The 15,826-nt window shown below is 66.2% G+C and carries 10 protein-coding genes; 1 reads left to right on the top strand and 9 read right to left on the bottom strand.

The window, feature by feature from the left end:
• Positions 1-14: 14 nt before the first annotated feature.
• From ABV518_RS17800 to ABV518_RS17840, 9 genes are all read right to left on the bottom strand, one after another.
• Positions 15-2,654: a trehalase-like domain-containing protein gene (locus ABV518_RS17800; RefSeq protein WP_367769527.1), complete on the bottom strand. Its 2,640-nt coding sequence runs from the start codon at positions 2,652-2,654 to the stop codon at positions 15-17.
• Positions 2,655-2,975: 321 nt separating this feature from the next.
• Complete coding sequence (locus ABV518_RS17805; RefSeq protein ID WP_367769530.1) at positions 2,976-5,084, bottom strand: hypothetical protein; 2,109 nt, start codon at positions 5,082-5,084, stop codon at positions 2,976-2,978.
• Positions 5,085-5,089: 5 nt separating this feature from the next.
• Entirely contained in the window at positions 5,090-6,175 is a 1,086-nt protein-coding gene (locus tag ABV518_RS17810) for a glycosidase (protein ID WP_367769532.1), read from the bottom strand.
• Between the two features lie 3 nt (positions 6,176-6,178).
• On the bottom strand, positions 6,179-7,108 hold the full coding sequence (locus tag ABV518_RS17815; RefSeq protein ID WP_367769534.1) for a carbohydrate ABC transporter permease: 930 nt from the start codon (positions 7,106-7,108) through the stop codon (positions 6,179-6,181).
• 1 nt (position 7,109) lies between these two features.
• Positions 7,110-8,075: a carbohydrate ABC transporter permease gene (locus tag ABV518_RS17820; protein ID WP_367769537.1), complete on the bottom strand. Its 966-nt coding sequence runs from the start codon at positions 8,073-8,075 to the stop codon at positions 7,110-7,112.
• Positions 8,076-8,087: 12 nt separating this feature from the next.
• Positions 8,088-9,392, bottom strand: coding sequence for an extracellular solute-binding protein (locus ABV518_RS17825; protein WP_367769540.1), 1,305 nt, complete (start codon positions 9,390-9,392; stop codon positions 8,088-8,090).
• A gap of 151 nt (positions 9,393-9,543) precedes the next feature.
• Complete coding sequence (locus ABV518_RS17830) at positions 9,544-10,599, bottom strand: LacI family DNA-binding transcriptional regulator (protein WP_367769543.1); 1,056 nt, start codon at positions 10,597-10,599, stop codon at positions 9,544-9,546.
• Between the two features lie 246 nt (positions 10,600-10,845).
• Entirely contained in the window at positions 10,846-11,835 is a 990-nt protein-coding gene (locus ABV518_RS17835; protein WP_367769546.1) for an LLM class flavin-dependent oxidoreductase, read from the bottom strand.
• A 233-nt stretch (positions 11,836-12,068) separates the two neighbouring features.
• Complete coding sequence (locus tag ABV518_RS17840; protein ID WP_367769549.1) at positions 12,069-14,405, bottom strand: chromosome segregation ATPase; 2,337 nt, start codon at positions 14,403-14,405, stop codon at positions 12,069-12,071.
• Positions 14,406-14,758: 353 nt separating this feature from the next.
• On the opposite strand from ABV518_RS17840, the gene ABV518_RS17845 reads away from it, so the two are divergent.
• The gene (locus ABV518_RS17845; RefSeq protein ID WP_367769552.1) at positions 14,759-15,742 is read left to right on the top strand and encodes an ABC transporter substrate-binding protein; all 984 of its coding nucleotides are present in this window, start codon (positions 14,759-14,761) and stop codon (positions 15,740-15,742) included.
• Positions 15,743-15,826: the final 84 nt, after the last annotated feature.

Consider the following 15,826-nt stretch of genomic DNA (forward strand, 5'->3'; position numbering starts at 1 on the left):
GCATCTTAAACGGGTTAAGGCACGCGGGCACCGGGCTGTTGCTGGTCCAGCAGACGGGCGCAGCGGATGAAGCCCAGGTGGGAGTAGGCCTGCGGGTGGTTGCCCAGATGCGTCTCGGTACCGGGATCGTACTCCTCGGGCAGCAGTCCGGTGGGCCCGAAGAGATTCACCAGCTGGTCGAAAAGGTCCCAGGCCTCCTCGATCCTGCCCACCGCAACGTACGCCTCAATAAGCCAGGTGGTACAGATGTGGAAGCCGCCCTCCAAACCCGGCAGGCCGTCGTCGTACCTGTACCGAAAGACGGTAGGCCCCACCCGGAGTTCGCGTTCCACTGCCGTGACGGTGTCCAGGAAGCGCTGGTCGCGGACGTCCAGCATGCCGGACAGCCCGATGTGCAGGACGGCGGCGTCGAGGTCCGGGCTGTCATAGGCCACGGTGTAAGACTGCGCGGAGTCGTCCCATCCTTCACGCAGGACCTCCTCCCGGATTGCGTGTGCCGTGGGTTCCCAGGCCGGTTCCGGCGCCCTGCCGTGCCGGGAGGCCGTGCGGAGTGCCCGGTCCAGCGTCACCCAGCACATCACCTTGGTGTAGACGTGGTGGCGCGGCGGCCGGCGGGCTTCCCAGATGCCGTGGTCGGGCTCGTGCCAGCGGGCCAGCACGGCTGAGGCCATCTGCACCATCAGCTCCCAGTGTTCGTCCGCCAGCTCCCCGCTCCGTTCACTGAGCGAGTGGATGAGCTCGGCGATCGGGCCAAAGACATCCAGCTGGACCTGGTGGTCTGCGGCGTTTCCGATCCGGACGGGCCGGGAACCGGCGTACCCGGGCAGGCTGTCGATGACGGCCTCCGTGGACAGCGGCGCCCCTGTGACGGAGTACAGCGGATGCAGCCATTCCGGCCCGGGCGCGTGCTCGAGGATCCGGCCGAGCCAGCTCAGGAACCCGGCCGCCTCAGACGTGGAACCCAGGTCCACCAGGGCGTTCACCGTCATCGAGCCGTCCCGCAGCCAGCAGTATCGGTAGTCCCAGTTCCTTGTTCCGCCTATTCCTTCGGGCAGGGAGGTGGTGGGCGCGGCCAGCACGGCCCCCGTGGGCTCATGCACCAGCGCCCGAAGAACCAGGGCTGAACGGCGGACCAATGACGGCTTCACCGAGGGAAGTTCCAGCTCCTGCACCCAGCGGCGGGAGTGGAGGGCCACCCTGCCCCGCCGGTCATTCTCATCGCCGGGGTCCTCTGCCGCAGGTTCAGTGTCGCCGCAGCGCAGGTTGAGGACCACCGGCCCGTCCTGCAGGTTCACCGACGCGGTGGCGGTGGCGTGCCGGCCGTCGGAGGTGATGCTGAAGCTGACGCCGGGGGCATAGAGGAAGATGGGATCGGACGTGCCCACCACGTGCAGCTCGTCGCCCCGGGCCTCCATGCTGAACGGCGCATTGGCGTAGTCCGGCCGCGGCGCGAAGACGATCTTGGCGCCTCCGGTGCCGGACAGCACCCGGACCAGGCTGGTGATGCCCTCCGGTGCCGGCTCCAAGTAGTCCGTGACGGTCACATCCGCCCACCGGGTCTCCACGATCATGGTGCTGTCCACGTAGCGCTGGCCCAGCACCTGCGAGGTCTTGACCGGTTCCACGGAAAAGTGCCCTGCGGCGTCCCCGCCCAGGATGTGGGCGAACAGGGATCCCGAGTCCGGCAGCGGGTGGCTCATCCAGCAGATTTTGGCATCGGGGGTGACCAGGGCAGTGGATGATCCGTTGCCGACCATCGAATGCCGCTCCAGGCCTACGGCGTCCTCGCCGAAGAGCCAGGCGCGCCGCAGCTCGAAGAGAATGGCCAGGACACGGGCAAACGATTCCGGGTCGCGGAGCCGGTGGGCTGCCCGGGTCTCCCCCGGACCCACGCGCAGCCCCATGTCAGGGCCGCGCAGCGTGGCGATGGCCAGCTCGTCGCTGTAGGCATCCCCTGCATACAACGCGGCACTGGCGCTGAGCCGGGACCTGAGGTTTTCCAGGGCGTCCGCCTTGGACGGTTCCACTATCGAGAGGTCCAGAACGGACCCGTCGACGATGAAGAACAGCCCATGTGCCTTGGCGATCTCCCGCGCCGTTTCGGTCACGGCCTCAACGACGTCCGGCGAAGCGGGCCTGGTATGCACGGAGACCGCCACGGGCTTGCGTTCGATCCAGATGCCTTTCTGGAAACCTACTGCCTCGGACAGGGCGGTGCTGACCTTCTGGAGGGTGGCTTCGGTGGCCAGGGTCTGGACATGCGCGAAGCCCATGTCAGACTCCGCACCGTGCGATCCGATCAGGTGCACTTCCGCCGGCAGCCGGGACACCGCGGCGAGGTCGCGCAGCGAACGTCCGGAAATCACGGCGGCATGCGTGTTGGGCAGGGCGGCCAGGGCGCGGAGCGCGATCGCGGCGCTGCCCAGCGGCAGGGTTTCGGTGGAGATGCCCTCGGCGTCGCACAGGGTGCCGCCGTAGTTGCAGGCCACGAGCAGCCCGGGCACGCGGGCCAGGACCTTAAGTTCTGCCAGCAGGTTGGGGGTGAAGCCTTCGTCCGCGCCATCCGACTGGACAAACGTCCGGAGCAGGCCCAGCGGCAGCGACCTGGTCAGCAGCGCGGAATCCGCCACACTCTGGTTCAACGGAGTAGGCATGTGTAACCCCTTAGAGCAGAACCCGGCCCGGAAAGGCAGCCGCTGGATTACCTGGCGGACTTCCGGGTGGTGCCCCTCCCCGGAACTCCATGCGGCGTTCCAGAGGGGGCAATTGTCATTCTCCGCCCGTGTGGTTTCCCCCGAAAGTCCCCCTGATTGCAACTGTGTAAAAGTCGCAACAGTGGGTACGCGGCGTGCCGTCACGCGGTGCACCTTCTTGGACCACGACGGCGGTTCCGCCCGCGTGATTCCGGGGAACCCGCCGTCGTGCTTGCCAAAAACCGTGCCGGGCGTGACGCCGGACAGCCGGCCGCCGGCCCGTCAGCCGGCGGTGAGCGTCACCAATGTGAAGCCGCCAGGGGCTACCATGACGCGGCCGGACGTGGTGCCGGCGGCGTCCTTGGAGCCCTTGACGGGCTTGCCGGCGGAATCGTACTGGCGCTGGACCAGCACAAAGCCCTCCGGCACGATCAGCTCCTTGACCGTGATGGCCTTGGCGGCGCTGACATACAGCGTGGTGTCGCCACCGGAGCCGGAGACGGACACTGTGGAAATCAGCGGCTGGACCAGGAGTGCGTCCAGTGCCGCCTGCCCGTCGGTGCTGGCGGTGACCGAGGTCAGTCCGGCGGCCAGGGCACGCTGCAGCGTGAACGGGAAGAGGATGCCGGGCGCGTCGGTGATTCCCTGCGCGCCTGCCCCGCCGTTGGCAGTGGTTCCCAGCGGCCCCCTGGCCGAGGTCCAGGTGGTGGAGCCGGACGGTGCGATCCGCTGGTTCACGATCGGGAAGATGTTGCTGGGCTGGTCAGCTGCCGGCAACGGGATGGAGAGGCTGCCGCCGGCGCTCAGGTCAACATATGCCCCGCCGGATATATTCGCTTCGCCGGTCCAGGACGACGGCGGCCGCACCACGGTGCCGTTGCCCGTGATGGTGCCCGCTTCGGCTTCCACCACGCTGAGTCCGTTGGTCCCTTCGGTCACGCTGATCCCCAGAGCCTTGGCCCGGAGTTCCGGGTCGGCGTCGAGGGCCAGCATGGTGAGCAGCGCGTGGATGGTGGATTCGGCGCCGGAGTTGGGGTTGATCCGGCCGTCCGTCTCGATCCCGTCGATGGCCGCGCCGGTGGCGGGGTTGTAGGCGGGCGCGCCGTTGGGGTTGGCACCGAAGAACCAGCCGGCGGCAATGGCGGCCACGTCCAGGAGTCCCGGAGCGTCAGCGGCTTCCGCTGTTGCCACCAGGCTCTGGACGCGGGAGTCCACGCCGTAGGCAATCTGCGCCTCGCCAGGAGTGGGGCTCCAGGCGTTGTCCGGTCCGCCCGCTGCGAGCAGCTGCGGGGTGAACTGGGCGGTGTCCTTCACGGCTGCCGCCAGCAGGTCAGGCCGGTCCAGGACGGTGGACGCGGTGGCGACGGCGGCCGGGGCCATGCCGCCCCACGCATGCCAGAGGCTCTGGGACTTGTTCCACGGCATGATCGCGCCGAACGGCCATTGCGTGGCCGAGCCGGACGACATCGCGGCCACACCCTCGCTCAGCCGGGACAGTGCCGTGGCCGCCACCGCATCGGTGGGAACGGCCTCAACATACGCGGCAAGGCCCAGGACCGCCTCGGCGGAGGCATCCGCGCCGCCGGCGATGAGCCAGGCCGGGACCTGGACGCCGTCCGCGGTGTCGAACGTGCCGTATTTGGCCAGGGACTGGCGGTTCAGGGCAGCCAGGGAAAGGTGCAGCCGGTCCTCCAGGAAGGCGGCAAACTCGGGGTCGGAGTCTGCAAACCCTGCGAAGCCTTCGCCCAGGGCCCACACCGTGCGGGCAAGCCAGTAGGATTCCGCGGAGTCGGACGGATCCGGCAGTTCCACCGGGATGGCGCTGGGGTTAAGGCTGCCGTCCGTCTGCTGCCACAGGACCACGTTCCCGGCGTTCGGGCCGTCCACGGTCTGCAGGTAGGTGAGGGCACGAAGGTTCTCGAAGGCGTGCGCCTTGCTCGCCGGGTCCCCTGTCTGTTTCCAGTGCCGCAGGTACACCACGGCGGTGCGGGCAATGTCGTCCGCGTTGTACGCACCCTGGCTCCAGTCACCGGTGGCCGGGTCAAGATTCCCGCCGCCTACCCTGTCATAGCTGCCGTCGTCGTTCCGGTCGGCGTACGTCCACGGCGCTTCGGCCTCAGGATCCTGCTCCAGCTGGAAGGTGGTGTGCCCGGGCACCGGTGCCAGCGGAACCGTATCCAGCAGGAAGTCCAGGTGGTCCAGGTTGGTCAGGCTGCCGCCGTCGGCCAGCACCGGCGCAAGGCTGGGTGCCGCCGGTGCGGTGAGTGCAGGGACGGACGACGGCGGCGCGCCGGGGGCCGCCGTCGCGGCACCGGCCTGCAACGAAACAGCAAGCATGGAAACGGCCACCGCCGCCACCACCGGCCGCGTGGCTTTCGGTGAATACGCCACCGGGCTCAGATCCGGTCCAGTTTGGCCACGCCGATTTTGGAGTCCGCCATGCCGTAGAAGACAAACAGCTGGTCGCCGATTTTTTCGACCGCGGTGGGGAACACCACGTTCGGCACGATTCCGGAGATCTCGTCCTCGGTTTCCGGTGCCAGCAAAGGCTTGTCGCTGCGGGCGATGACCTTGGAGGGATCGTTGGCATCCAGGATCATGGCGGCGGCGGTGTAGTTGACGTTCTGCTGCTGTTCGAACGCGGAGGCCGCCATCTTGCCGGCCACGCCGTGGTGGATCAGGAGCCAGCCTTCGTCCACGCGCAGGGGTGGCGGACCGCCGCCGATCTTCAGTTCCTCGAATGGGAACTCGCTGAGGGCCACGAGGCGGTGCTTGCCCATGTGGACCAGGTTGCGCAGGTCCCGCTCCACGTCGGCCACTGCCACGTAGGAGATCCAAATGCCGGGGCGGTTGTCCGTGACGCCGGCGGGAAGGTGCTCGCCTTCGCCGGGGCGGATCCAGCCGAGGTCCCACATGGGGCGGTGCAGCATGGCGTAGGAGGGCACGCCGTCGGGATCGTTCACCGGTTCCGGGAAGAACACCGCGTCCTTGTTCGGGAACAGGTTCAGGTCCATGGACAGGTCGGCCTGGTATTCAAAGAAGCACGGGCCAAGGCGTTCCCAGTTACGGAGGTCCTCGGAGTGCGCGAAGGCCAGGCGGGGACCCAGCGGGCCGTAGGCCACGTACGTCATCAGGTGCTTGCCCAGGGTCGGGACCCAGGTGGTGCGCGGGTCCTCGGTGCCGGCGTTGTTCATGCCGCGTTCCCAGCCCTCGTCCGGGGCCAGGACCACGCCTTCGCGCTCCACGCCGGTCGGCACGCCGTCGTCGTTGATGATCACCTTGGCGAGCCCCACGCGGGACACGTTGCCCGTGGCCACAAGCCTCGGCAGCAGGTACAGCCCGCCGTCCGGGCCGCGGCCGCTGGCGGGGTTGAGGACACCCTCGGCTTCGAAGTCGTTGCCGGGCTCGGGGGTCATGATGACGCCCGCGCGGGTGAGTGTGAAGGGAACAGTGGGCAGTGCTGAAGTCTGGGGGGAGGTCATGAATTAGCCCTTTACGCTGGAACCGATATTGGTTGAGATGAACTGGCGCTGGAAGAAAATGAACAGCGCGACGGCGGGCGCCGCCAGGACGCAGGCACCGGCAAGGATGGCACCGAAGGGGTTGCCAGCCTGCGCGGCCAGGTTGGAGATGAAGTTGGCCAGCGATACGGCCAACGGCTGGAGGGACTGGTCCTTGGTGACCAGGAACGGCCACAGGAACTCGTTCCACGGGCCGATGAAGGTCAGCAGCACGGCCGTGACGATCGCGGGCCGGACCAGCGGGATGGCAATCTGCCACAGGATCCGCAGCTCGGAGGCGCCGTCGATCCTTGCGGCTTCGAACAGGGTTGAGGGCAGCTGGAGGAAGTACTGGCGGAACACAAACACGGCAGTGGAATTGATGGCGAACGGCAGGATCATGCCCAGGTAGCTGTCCGCCAGGCCGTAGTCGCGGACGATCATCACATACAGCGGGATCAGCAGCAGCTGGAACGGAATCATTTGGACCAGGAGCATCAGTCCGAACACCACGCCGCGCCCCCGGAACTGCATCTGTGCCAGGGCATAGCCCACCAGCAGCCCGAAAATCACGGTGAAGAGGATGACACCCCCGGTGAAGATACCCGAATTCACGAGGCCCTTGAAGAGATTGATCGAGCCGTTGATGTCCGCGTAGTTCTGGCCGGTGATGTTCGCCGGGTTGGGAAATGCACCGAAAATCGATGTGTCCGGGGAGGTCTGCAGGGACCCGATCAGCATGTAGTAGAAGGGGAACAGGAAAACGAACGCACCCAGGGCCAGCAGGATGAAGCTGCCGACCCCCAGGTTGCGGCGTTTCTCGACGCCCGAGTCGGGACGCAGGGCAGGTTCCGACAGCTCCGGACGCCGGCTGGCGTCGTCGTTCTTGGCGTTTTGTGCGTTGGTGACGGACATGTCAGTCCTCCTTCCCGCCCACGAGGCGTTTCTGGATCAGGGCGATCAGCAGCACGCCGATCACCAGCACCACGCCGAGCGCGGCAGCCACGTCAGGGTTCCCCTGAAGGATCCCCTTCTGGTACATGATGAAAACGGGTGAGGCCGAGGCCCCGTCCGGGCCGCCGCCGCCGGTCAGCAGGTAGGGCTCGGTGAAGAGGTTCGCGCCGGTGATCGTGGCCAGCAGGGTCACAAGCACGCTGGCCGGCCGGACACCCGGAACAGTGATGTTCCAGAACTGGACCCACTTGTTGCCGCCGTCCACCGCCGCGGATTCGTACAGCTCATCGGGGATGTTCTGCAGCGCCGCGAGGTACAGCAGGATGAAGAACCCCAGCTGTTTCCACGTCACGTACAGCGCCACGGTGGGCATGGCCAGCCAGGAGTTGACCAGCCAGGACGGTGTAGGGGCCAAGGGGCCCAGGATGGCGTTCAGCAGGCCCTTCTCCTGGAAGAGGAAAAGCCAGACGCCGACGACGGCAACACTCGCCGTCACGTACGGAACGTAGTAGCTAAGGCGGAAGAACGTCTTGAGCCGGGTGACCCGGTTCAGGGCGTTGGCCAGCAGCAGCGACAGTCCCACGGTGAGCGGGACGTTGATGATGAGGAAGACGCCGATGTTCAGGAAGGACCGCTGGACGGCGGGGTCGGACAGGATGGTGACGTAGTTGTCGAACCCCACGAACGGCCGGTCCACCTTGACCCGGGGGGCGGTGAAGAAGAAGTCGTGGAAGGAAATGTAGACGGCGTAGCCAAGGGGGAAGGCCAGGACGCCAAGGATGTAAATGACATAGGGGGCGCTGAACAGCAGGCCCAGCGGCTGGGGACCCAGGAAGTTTTTACGCTTCCTGGGTCCCGGCCGCCGGTCCGCCGTCCCGCCAGCCGGTTTCCCCGTGACGGGGTTCCCACCAGAAGAGCGGAGTGACATTGGGGGTCACCGCTACTTCTGGGCTACCAGTTGGTTGATCTTGTCCGCAGCGCCCTTGAACGCGGTGTCGATGCTTTCGTTGCCGAAAATCACTGACTTCGCGTAGGCGGTGCGGAAGGTCTGCCAGACTTCAACGGAGTTGGAGACGTTGGGGACCTCCACGGTCCGCGCCGCCTGCTCAGCGAACTGGGTATAGGCCGGGTTCTTGGCGAAGTAGTCCGCATAAACCGTGGGGAGATCCTTGCGCATCGGCATCTGGCCGGTGTCGGTCAGCAACTTGCCGTCCTGCTCCTTGCTGGTGGCAAACTTCATGACCTCCCACGCGGTGCCCTGGTTCTCGCAGGCGGAGTACATGGCCACGTTCTTGGCGTCGGAGAACGTCGAGGTTTCGGGGTTGGCTTCGGCGGCCGGGACCGGCACCGCGCCCCAGTTGATCTTGTCCTTGTACGCAGCGATGGCCCAGGGGCCGGCCAGCGACATGGCTGCCTTACCTTCGGCGAATGAATCGCCCTGGTAGACCTCCTTGGAGGCGAGGTTCTCCTTGTAGAGGGTCTCGAACATGGTGGCCACCTGTTTGCCCTGCTCGCTGTCGAACGTGGCCTTGCCGTCCTTCACCAGCGGGGTGCCGTCGGAGTTGGCTGCATAGAAGGAGTAGAAGTCGAACCAGGCCTGGAAGAAGTCGCTGGCCGGTGAGGGCCACATGGCGTTGGGTGCAGCACCTGAGGACACCAGGGTCCTGGCGGTGTCCAGCAGTTCCTTGTGCGTGCCCAGCTTGGGCTTCTCCGGATCAAGGCCGGCCTTGGTGAACATGTCCTTGTTGTAGAAGAGGACTACGGGGTTGGACTTCCACGGCAGCTGGTACATCTTGCCGTCCGCGGATTTGTACTGGTCGGCCAGGTCGCCGGTGCGGTCCTTGATGTACTGGAGCCCGTCCGGGAACTCATCCAGGGCCACCAAACCGCCCTGCTTCTGGAATCCCGGCACGGCAACCGGTGCGGTGTTGAAGACCAAGCATGGTGCGTTGCCGGCGGTGATGGCGGCGCCGATGACTTCCTCGGAGCTCTTGCCGGCAGGGATCTCCTGCGCGTCGATCTTTTCGTCAGGGTGGGCGGAGTTCCACGATTCGACCATCGCCTTGCCCCATTTCACCTCGAACTCATTGTTGGAGTACCAGATCTTGATGGGGCCCTTGGCGGAGGTCACGGAGTCGGTGCCGCCGCTTTCTCCGCCGCCGCCACCGCAGGCTGCCAGGCCGGCGCCCATCACGGTGAGGGCGGCCACTGACAATACGCGCGTGGCTTTTGTAAAGCGCTTCATTGCGACTCCTTGGATCCTTGTGGGGATTTTTTTCTGGGTTTTTGTGTTTGTGGGAACAGTTTTTGACAGGCGTCTGCTGCCTGAAAATGGGCGCGGCTGATCGCGCGTCCGGGTGTGTGGGTTACGAGGTGGCGGTCGAGGATGCCCGTGGTTAGCCGGACAGGCCTGGCGGGCTGGACCTGCCGGCGGCCGGGACCGGGGCAGGGCCGGTGGAGGCACGGACCAGCAGCACGGGTGCCTGCAACTGGGTGTCTTCACCGGAGTGGGTGCCGTTGAGCTGGTTCAGGAGGGCCTGTGCAGCTGCGCGGCCCCAGAGCATGGGGTCAGTGGCAATAGTAGTGAGCGGAGGATTCAGGTATTGGGTGAACTCGGCGTTGTCATAGCCGGTCACGGAGAGGTCGCCGGGCACGGACAGCCCCTGGGTCTGGGCGTAGGACTGGCCGGAGGTGGCCATCAGGTCGTTCGCGTAGACAATCGCCGTGGGGCGATCGGCCCGGCGGAGCAGCTCCGCCGTTGCAGCCACTCCTCCGGGGGCCGTGAAGTCAGCCTCGGCGAAGAGGTCCGCGGCAAGGCCCGCCTTGGCCATTGCGGCCTCCCAGGCCTCGCGCCGGCTGCGGCCGTGGATGTACTCCTGGGCACCTCCGACGTGGCCGATGCGGACGTGGCCCAGCGCCACCAGGTGGTCCACGGCGGCGGTGATGCCGTCGGTGTCATCCATGGAGACTGCCGGGAACGGGGAATCCGCGTCCGGCCGGTTGAGGGTGACGGCAGGGAGTCTCAGTTCGCGCAGCAGTCCGATCCGGGAATCGTTGTGCCGCACATCGGTGAGGATGACGCCGTCCACTCGGCCGCCGTCCGCCAGCTTGCGGTAGGCCCGCTCCTCGGCTCCGGGAGCCGTCGCGACGCTGAGGACGAGGGTGTAATCGTGCTCGGCCAGCGTGGTTTCAATGCCGGCAATAAACGCCGGGAAGAACGGATCCGTGCCAAGGAGCTTCGGGTCCCGGGCCACCACCAGCCCCAGCGCGTAAGCCTTGGCCGAGGACAAGCCCTTGGCGCGCAGGCTCGGCTTCCAGCCCAGTTCCTTGGCGACCTTGAGGATGCGGTCCCGCGTGGCGTCGCTGACGCCGGGCTGGCCGTTCAGGGCATACGACACGGCACCTTTGCTGACGCCGGCCGCCTGGGCGACGTCGCTGATGGTTACTGCCATGTTGTGTGGGCCCTTTGAGGATCGGGGTCCGGTGATTTGCATCACCTGAACCGGTTCAGTGATATCTACTAAACCGGTTCAGTTGTTAATTGTCAAGGTTTTATCTATAGCTCGCCGCTTTCCGCGTCACGCCGGGCATCCTTTTGGATCGCGACGGCGGCACCCTCCGCGTGTTTCCGGGGAACCCGCCGTCGTGCTTTCCCAAAAGCGTGCCGGGCGTGACGCTGGCCGCTGGGCTAAGTCCGCCTAGACCCGGGCGAGTCCGGCGGCCTGCGCCAGCAGCTCCACGGAGCGGATCCTCGCGTCGGTCCCGGTGCTCTGGTGCGCGACGATGAGTTCGTCGGCGTCGGCGTGCCTGCCAAACTCGTCCAGGTATTCGATGACCGCGTCCGGAGTGCCGACCGCGGAGTAGGTCATCATCTGGGACACGTGCTGGCCCTGAGGGGAATCCAGGATCATGTCGGCCTCGTCGTCGGTGAACTCGCGGCCGCCGCCGAAGAACAGGGACACGCGGGCACGCTTGGTGGCCTGGAACGTTGCCTGCGCCTCGGCGACAGTATCCGCGGCAATGACGTTGACGCCGGCGATCACGTGGGGTGCGTCCAGCTGCGCCGACGGCTTGAACTCCCGGCGGTACACGGCCACGGCATCCTGCAGGGCGTTGGGCGCGAAGTGCGACGCGAACGCGTAGGGCAGGCCCAGCTGGGCAGCCAGGCGGGCGCCGAACAGCGACGACCCGAGAATGTACAGCGGAACGTTGGTCCCCTTGCCCGGGGTGGCCTCCACGCCCTGGATCCGGGTGGGGCCGGTGAGGTAGCCCTGAAGTTCCAGGACGTCCTGCGGGAAGCTGTCGGCGGACATCGGATCCCGCCGCAGCGCCCGCATGGTGTTCTGGTCGCTGCCGGGGGCGCGGCCCAGGCCGAGGTCGATCCGGCCGGGGTGCAGCGTCTCCAGGGTGCCGAACTGCTCAGCGATGGTCAGCGGCGAGTGGTTGGGCAGCATGATGCCGCCGGCGCCCAGCCTGATCGTGTTCGTGTGCGCTGCCACGTGGGCGATCAGGACGCTCGTGGCGGAGGACGCGATGGATGACATGTTGTGGTGCTCGGCGTACCAGATCCGGCGGTATCCCAGTTCCTCGGCCCGCTGCGCCATGGCCACGCTGCCCGCGAAACTCTCCGCCGCCGTCTGGCCCTTGCCGATGGTTGCCAGATCAAGAATGGAGAGCGGAAGAGTCACGTCGGTGCCGGCCTTTCAATGCGTTGCGTAGGGTGGGCCGGCCGGGTCGCGGCAGGCACACTGTGGACAACGACGGCGGCGCCCGGGTTATTTCTGCGGCAGGCGTTTCCCGCGTCACACGGAGTGGAAGGGGCAGTTCAGGAGGCGGACCGAATAGCCGGACCAATAGCAGCCGACCACCAGCGAACAGGAGGAGCCCGGCGGCGGGGTTCCTCCTGTTCTATGGACTCGGATCAGGCGACGCAACTGCCCAGCGCGATTGATCCGTCAAGAGCCTTGATCTGGTTCTGGACTGAACCGAGCTGGACTTCAAGGCCGCTGACGACCGCTTTCTGGGAAGCGACGGCCTCCTTGTTGGTCTTCTTCACGGCCTGAAGATCACGGAGAACTGCCTGGGCCGCCGTGACCTTGGCATCGAGCGCGGACAACTGCAGCTGCAGGGCCGCCAGCGACGCCTCGGCAGCAGTGATCTCGTCATTGAACTTGCTCAACGCCGCCAGGAGGGGTGTCACCCGGCCCTGCAGCGTCAGGACTTCTGTTTCCTTGACGGTGATCTGCGCATTTTTGGTGCTGAGCTGAGCGACCAGGTATTCAGAAAGTTGGTTCAGGGCCGAGATCTCACCGGTCTTTACGGTGACGGCGCTATTGGCTGCGGTCACCGCCCCTTCAAGACCAGGAAGCTGGCCCTTCAGGGTGTCTAGGTCGGTTTGCTTGTCCACCACAGCCTTGTCAGCAGCGGCCTGTGCCGCCTGCGCGTCGGTCAGACCGGCTTTTAGCGTTGCCAGCACCGTCTTCTGCAGGGCAATGGCCGCGTTCGCGGCTTCCAACCCGTCGGTCAGGCCCGGCAACTCGCTCTCGAGGCCGGCTACAACGTCTTCCTGGGCTGCCACGGCACTGGCGGCTGTTGCAGCGGCATCCTCGTGGGCGGTCAACTCGACCTGCAGTGCGGTCAACTCGCCCTGTTTGGCCGCAACCGCGCCAGACGCCGCCTGGGCAGCTGACTGGAGCGCCGGCACCTGGACTTTCAGGTCGGCAATCTCCGTTTCCTTGGCCGTCACGGCGGCGTTCGCCGCGTCCAGGGCCGCTTGCAGCGGTACTGCCTGCAACTGGAGTGCGCTGCTTTCCCCCTGCTTGGCCAGCAACTGGGAATTGAGACTGTTAACCTGCGTCTGAAGTGTCGTGAGATTGCCCTGCAGAGCAGAGATCACGCTGTTCTTGTCCGCGATCTGGCCGGTCACGGTAGCCAGCTGGCCTTCTTTGGCCGTGCGCGCATCCAGGAGCGCCTTCTTGCCGCCGCCATTTCCGTTGTTGTTGATCGCGTCGATCTGGGCCGTCAAGGCAGCAATCTCCGCCTGCAGGCCATTCTTCGTGGTGTTCAGCGCGGCCAACTGCGTCTGGGCCAAGGTCAGCTGGCCCTGCTTCGTCGTGATCTCCGTGTTCGCGGCTGCGATCTGGCCTTGGAGCGCGGCGACAGCAGCTTGGGCAGTGGCAATCTTCGCGGTGTTGGCCAGTACGGCCCCGTCAGCCGTTGCGGCAGCTGAACGCAGGCCCGGAAGTTCCCCCTGGGCCACCTCGATCGCGGCGTTCTTATTGCTGAGGGCCGTGGCGGCAGCAGTTGCGGCGGCCTCGAGAGTGGCCAGCTGCCCCTGCGCGGTGCTGATCTGCGCCTTCTTTGCCGCCACCGCAGCGTCGGCGTCGTCAGCAGTTTCCTGAAGACCACCCAGTGTCGCCCGCGCGTCGGCCACCTTGTCCTGCTGCGCTTGCAGGGCATCCTGGGCGGCAGTCCCTGCAGCCACCAGCTCAGCCAGCTCGCCTTCTGCGTCGCTGACCTCCTGGGCCGCTTTGTTGACGGCGGCAGCCGCCGCCTCCGCCTGCGTCGTCAGCGTTGCGAGCTGGATCTGGGCAGCGTCGATTTCGCCTTTCTTGGCGGAGAGATCGAGAGCAGCCTTGTCGGCGGCCTGCTGCAGCGAAGCGAGCTCGAACTGGGCGGTGGCAATAAGCGCATTATTGGCGGCAATCTGTCCCTTGAGGTCAAGCGCCTGCGCCTGGAGGCCCGCGGCTTCAGCCGTCGCGGCATCCAGCTGCTGCTGCAGCGGCGACAGCTCTTGTTGGAGACTTGCCGCGTCCACCTTCATCTTCGCGAGAGAGACCTCGGCACCGGCCACAGCCTGCCGCAAGGACTCTTGCTCAGCTTCGAGGGTATTGACCTCTGCCAGTGCCTTCGTTTCCGCAGCCTTAAGCGCAGATTCCTGCGCCGCCAGATCAGCCAACGACTTGTCCGTATCGGAAATCTGGGCCTTCAGGGCCGCTTCTGTTGCCTGCAGCGTGTCGCGTTCGGCCTGCAGTGCGGCGATGGCGACGGCATTCTTCTTCGCCGCTGCCTTGAGCAGGTTCTCTTGGACGAAACCGCGGTGCGCTTGCTGGTTGACTACTCCGTTGCAGATGCCTGTGACGGCACCGGTGCCGGCTGTAGCCGGCACCGCAATCACAAGCGTGCTCGTCAGCAGACCGGGTAGCACCACGGCAGCGGCAAGACGACGGACGAGGACTGATCTGGGGGCAGTCGGCATGAGAACTCCTAGGAAGACCTGTCGTGCGGCCAGCTCTGGACGCGACGTAGTCCCACCGTAGGGACCGTCCGCGTCTGGCACACGCGTAATCCCCACCCGTCTTTCCGGCCCGGGTACTCGTTTTCCCGGCCTCCGTGCGGCGCGCTACTTGGTTTGGCCGGGCAGGGCCGCCAAAACACGCGCTGAGTACTCTCTAAGCCGCCAAATGTGACCGTGGCGGTCGCCCGGTTAACCGCCGTTACGCCTTGTATCTCCGGGTTTCGGCAGCTTTGGTTCCCGGTCCGGGGCTGCCGGATAGTTGCTGCCAAGAACACCGTTCCGTTCGGCATTCAGCAAATTTTTGAGGGGTAATCATGGCGAAATTTAGGGCAAGGCAGGCTGCCGGCGCAGCAGTCGCAATCACCACACTGCTGGCGCTGGCGGCATGCTCGGACCCGGGCGCGACGGCGGCGTCAGCACCGTCGTCGGGATCCACCGTGACCGCAGCGGGCAAGACGTTCAACCTGGCCCCGGAGCAGAACCGCGTCAAGGTGACGGTGGATGCCAAGGCCGCCGCGCTGGTCCCGGACGCCATCAAGGCGGACGGCAAGCTCACCGTGGTGAGCACCGGCGGCACGGCCCCGCTGAGCCTCTTCGCCACCGACAACAAGACGCTCATCGGCAGCGAGGTGGACATCGCCTATGCGGTCGGCGAGACCCTCGGGCTGACAGTCGAGGTGCTTCCCGTGGCCTGGGCCGACTGGCCGCTGGGCGTTGAATCCGGCAAGTACGAGGCAGTCCTTTCCAACGTCACCGTCACCGAGGCCCGCAAGGAGAAGTTCGACTTCGCCAGCTACCGCAACGACCTCCTGGGCTTCTACGCCAAGACCGATTCCACCATCGGCGAGATCAAGGAAGCCAAGGATGTTGCCGGCAAGCGCATCATCGTCGGCTCGGGCACCAACCAGGAAGCGATCCTGGTGCGCTGGGACGAAGAGAACAAGGCCAAGGGCCTCGCGCCGGTCGAGTTCCAGTATTACGACGACGACTCCGCCTCCACGCTGGCCCTCCAGTCCGGCCGGGCGGACCTGACGTTCGCCCCGAACGCCGGCTCGGCCTACAAGGCAGCGAAGGACGGCAAGACCAAGGAAGTGGGCACGCTCAACGGCGGCTGGCCACTGACCGCCGAGATTGCCTTCACCACGCAGAAGGGCAACGGCCTGGCGGTCGCCGCCCAGGCTGCCCTCAACCAGCTGATCGAGAACGGCGCGTACGCCGAGATCCTGGACCGCTGGGGCCTGTCATCGGAGGCCATCAAGAAGTCCGAACTGAACCCGCCGGGCCTGCCCAAGAAGTAAGGGCACCTGCCGACCAATGAATCCCCGCCTTGCTTCCGCGAGGCGGGGATTCTTCTGCATTTCCCCTGGCGGCAAACGGAAGTC

Origin of the sequence: Arthrobacter sp. HS15c, from assembly GCF_040812005.1 — a bacterium.
Classification (GTDB): Bacteria; Actinomycetota; Actinomycetes; order Actinomycetales; family Micrococcaceae; genus Arthrobacter.

Bases quoted from the DNA above. Each gene is read 5' to 3' on its own strand.
- ABV518_RS17800 (WP_367769527.1), bottom strand. From the start codon at position 2,654: ATGCCTACTCCGTTGAACCAGAGTGTGGCGGATTCCGCGCTGCTGACC.
- ABV518_RS17815 (WP_367769534.1), bottom strand. From the start codon at position 7,108: ATGTCCGTCACCAACGCACAAAACGCCAAGAACGACGACGCCAGCCGG.
- ABV518_RS17845 (WP_367769552.1), top strand. From the start codon at position 14,759: ATGGCGAAATTTAGGGCAAGGCAGGCTGCCGGCGCAGCAGTCGCAATC.
- ABV518_RS17820 (WP_367769537.1), bottom strand. From the start codon at position 8,075: ATGTCACTCCGCTCTTCTGGTGGGAACCCCGTCACGGGGAAACCGGCT.
- ABV518_RS17830 (WP_367769543.1), bottom strand. From the start codon at position 10,599: ATGGCAGTAACCATCAGCGACGTCGCCCAGGCGGCCGGCGTCAGCAAA.
- ABV518_RS17840 (WP_367769549.1), bottom strand. From the start codon at position 14,405: ATGCCGACTGCCCCCAGATCAGTCCTCGTCCGTCGTCTTGCCGCTGCC.
- ABV518_RS17825 (WP_367769540.1), bottom strand. From the start codon at position 9,392: ATGAAGCGCTTTACAAAAGCCACGCGCGTATTGTCAGTGGCCGCCCTC.
- ABV518_RS17810 (WP_367769532.1), bottom strand. From the start codon at position 6,175: ATGACCTCCCCCCAGACTTCAGCACTGCCCACTGTTCCCTTCACACTC.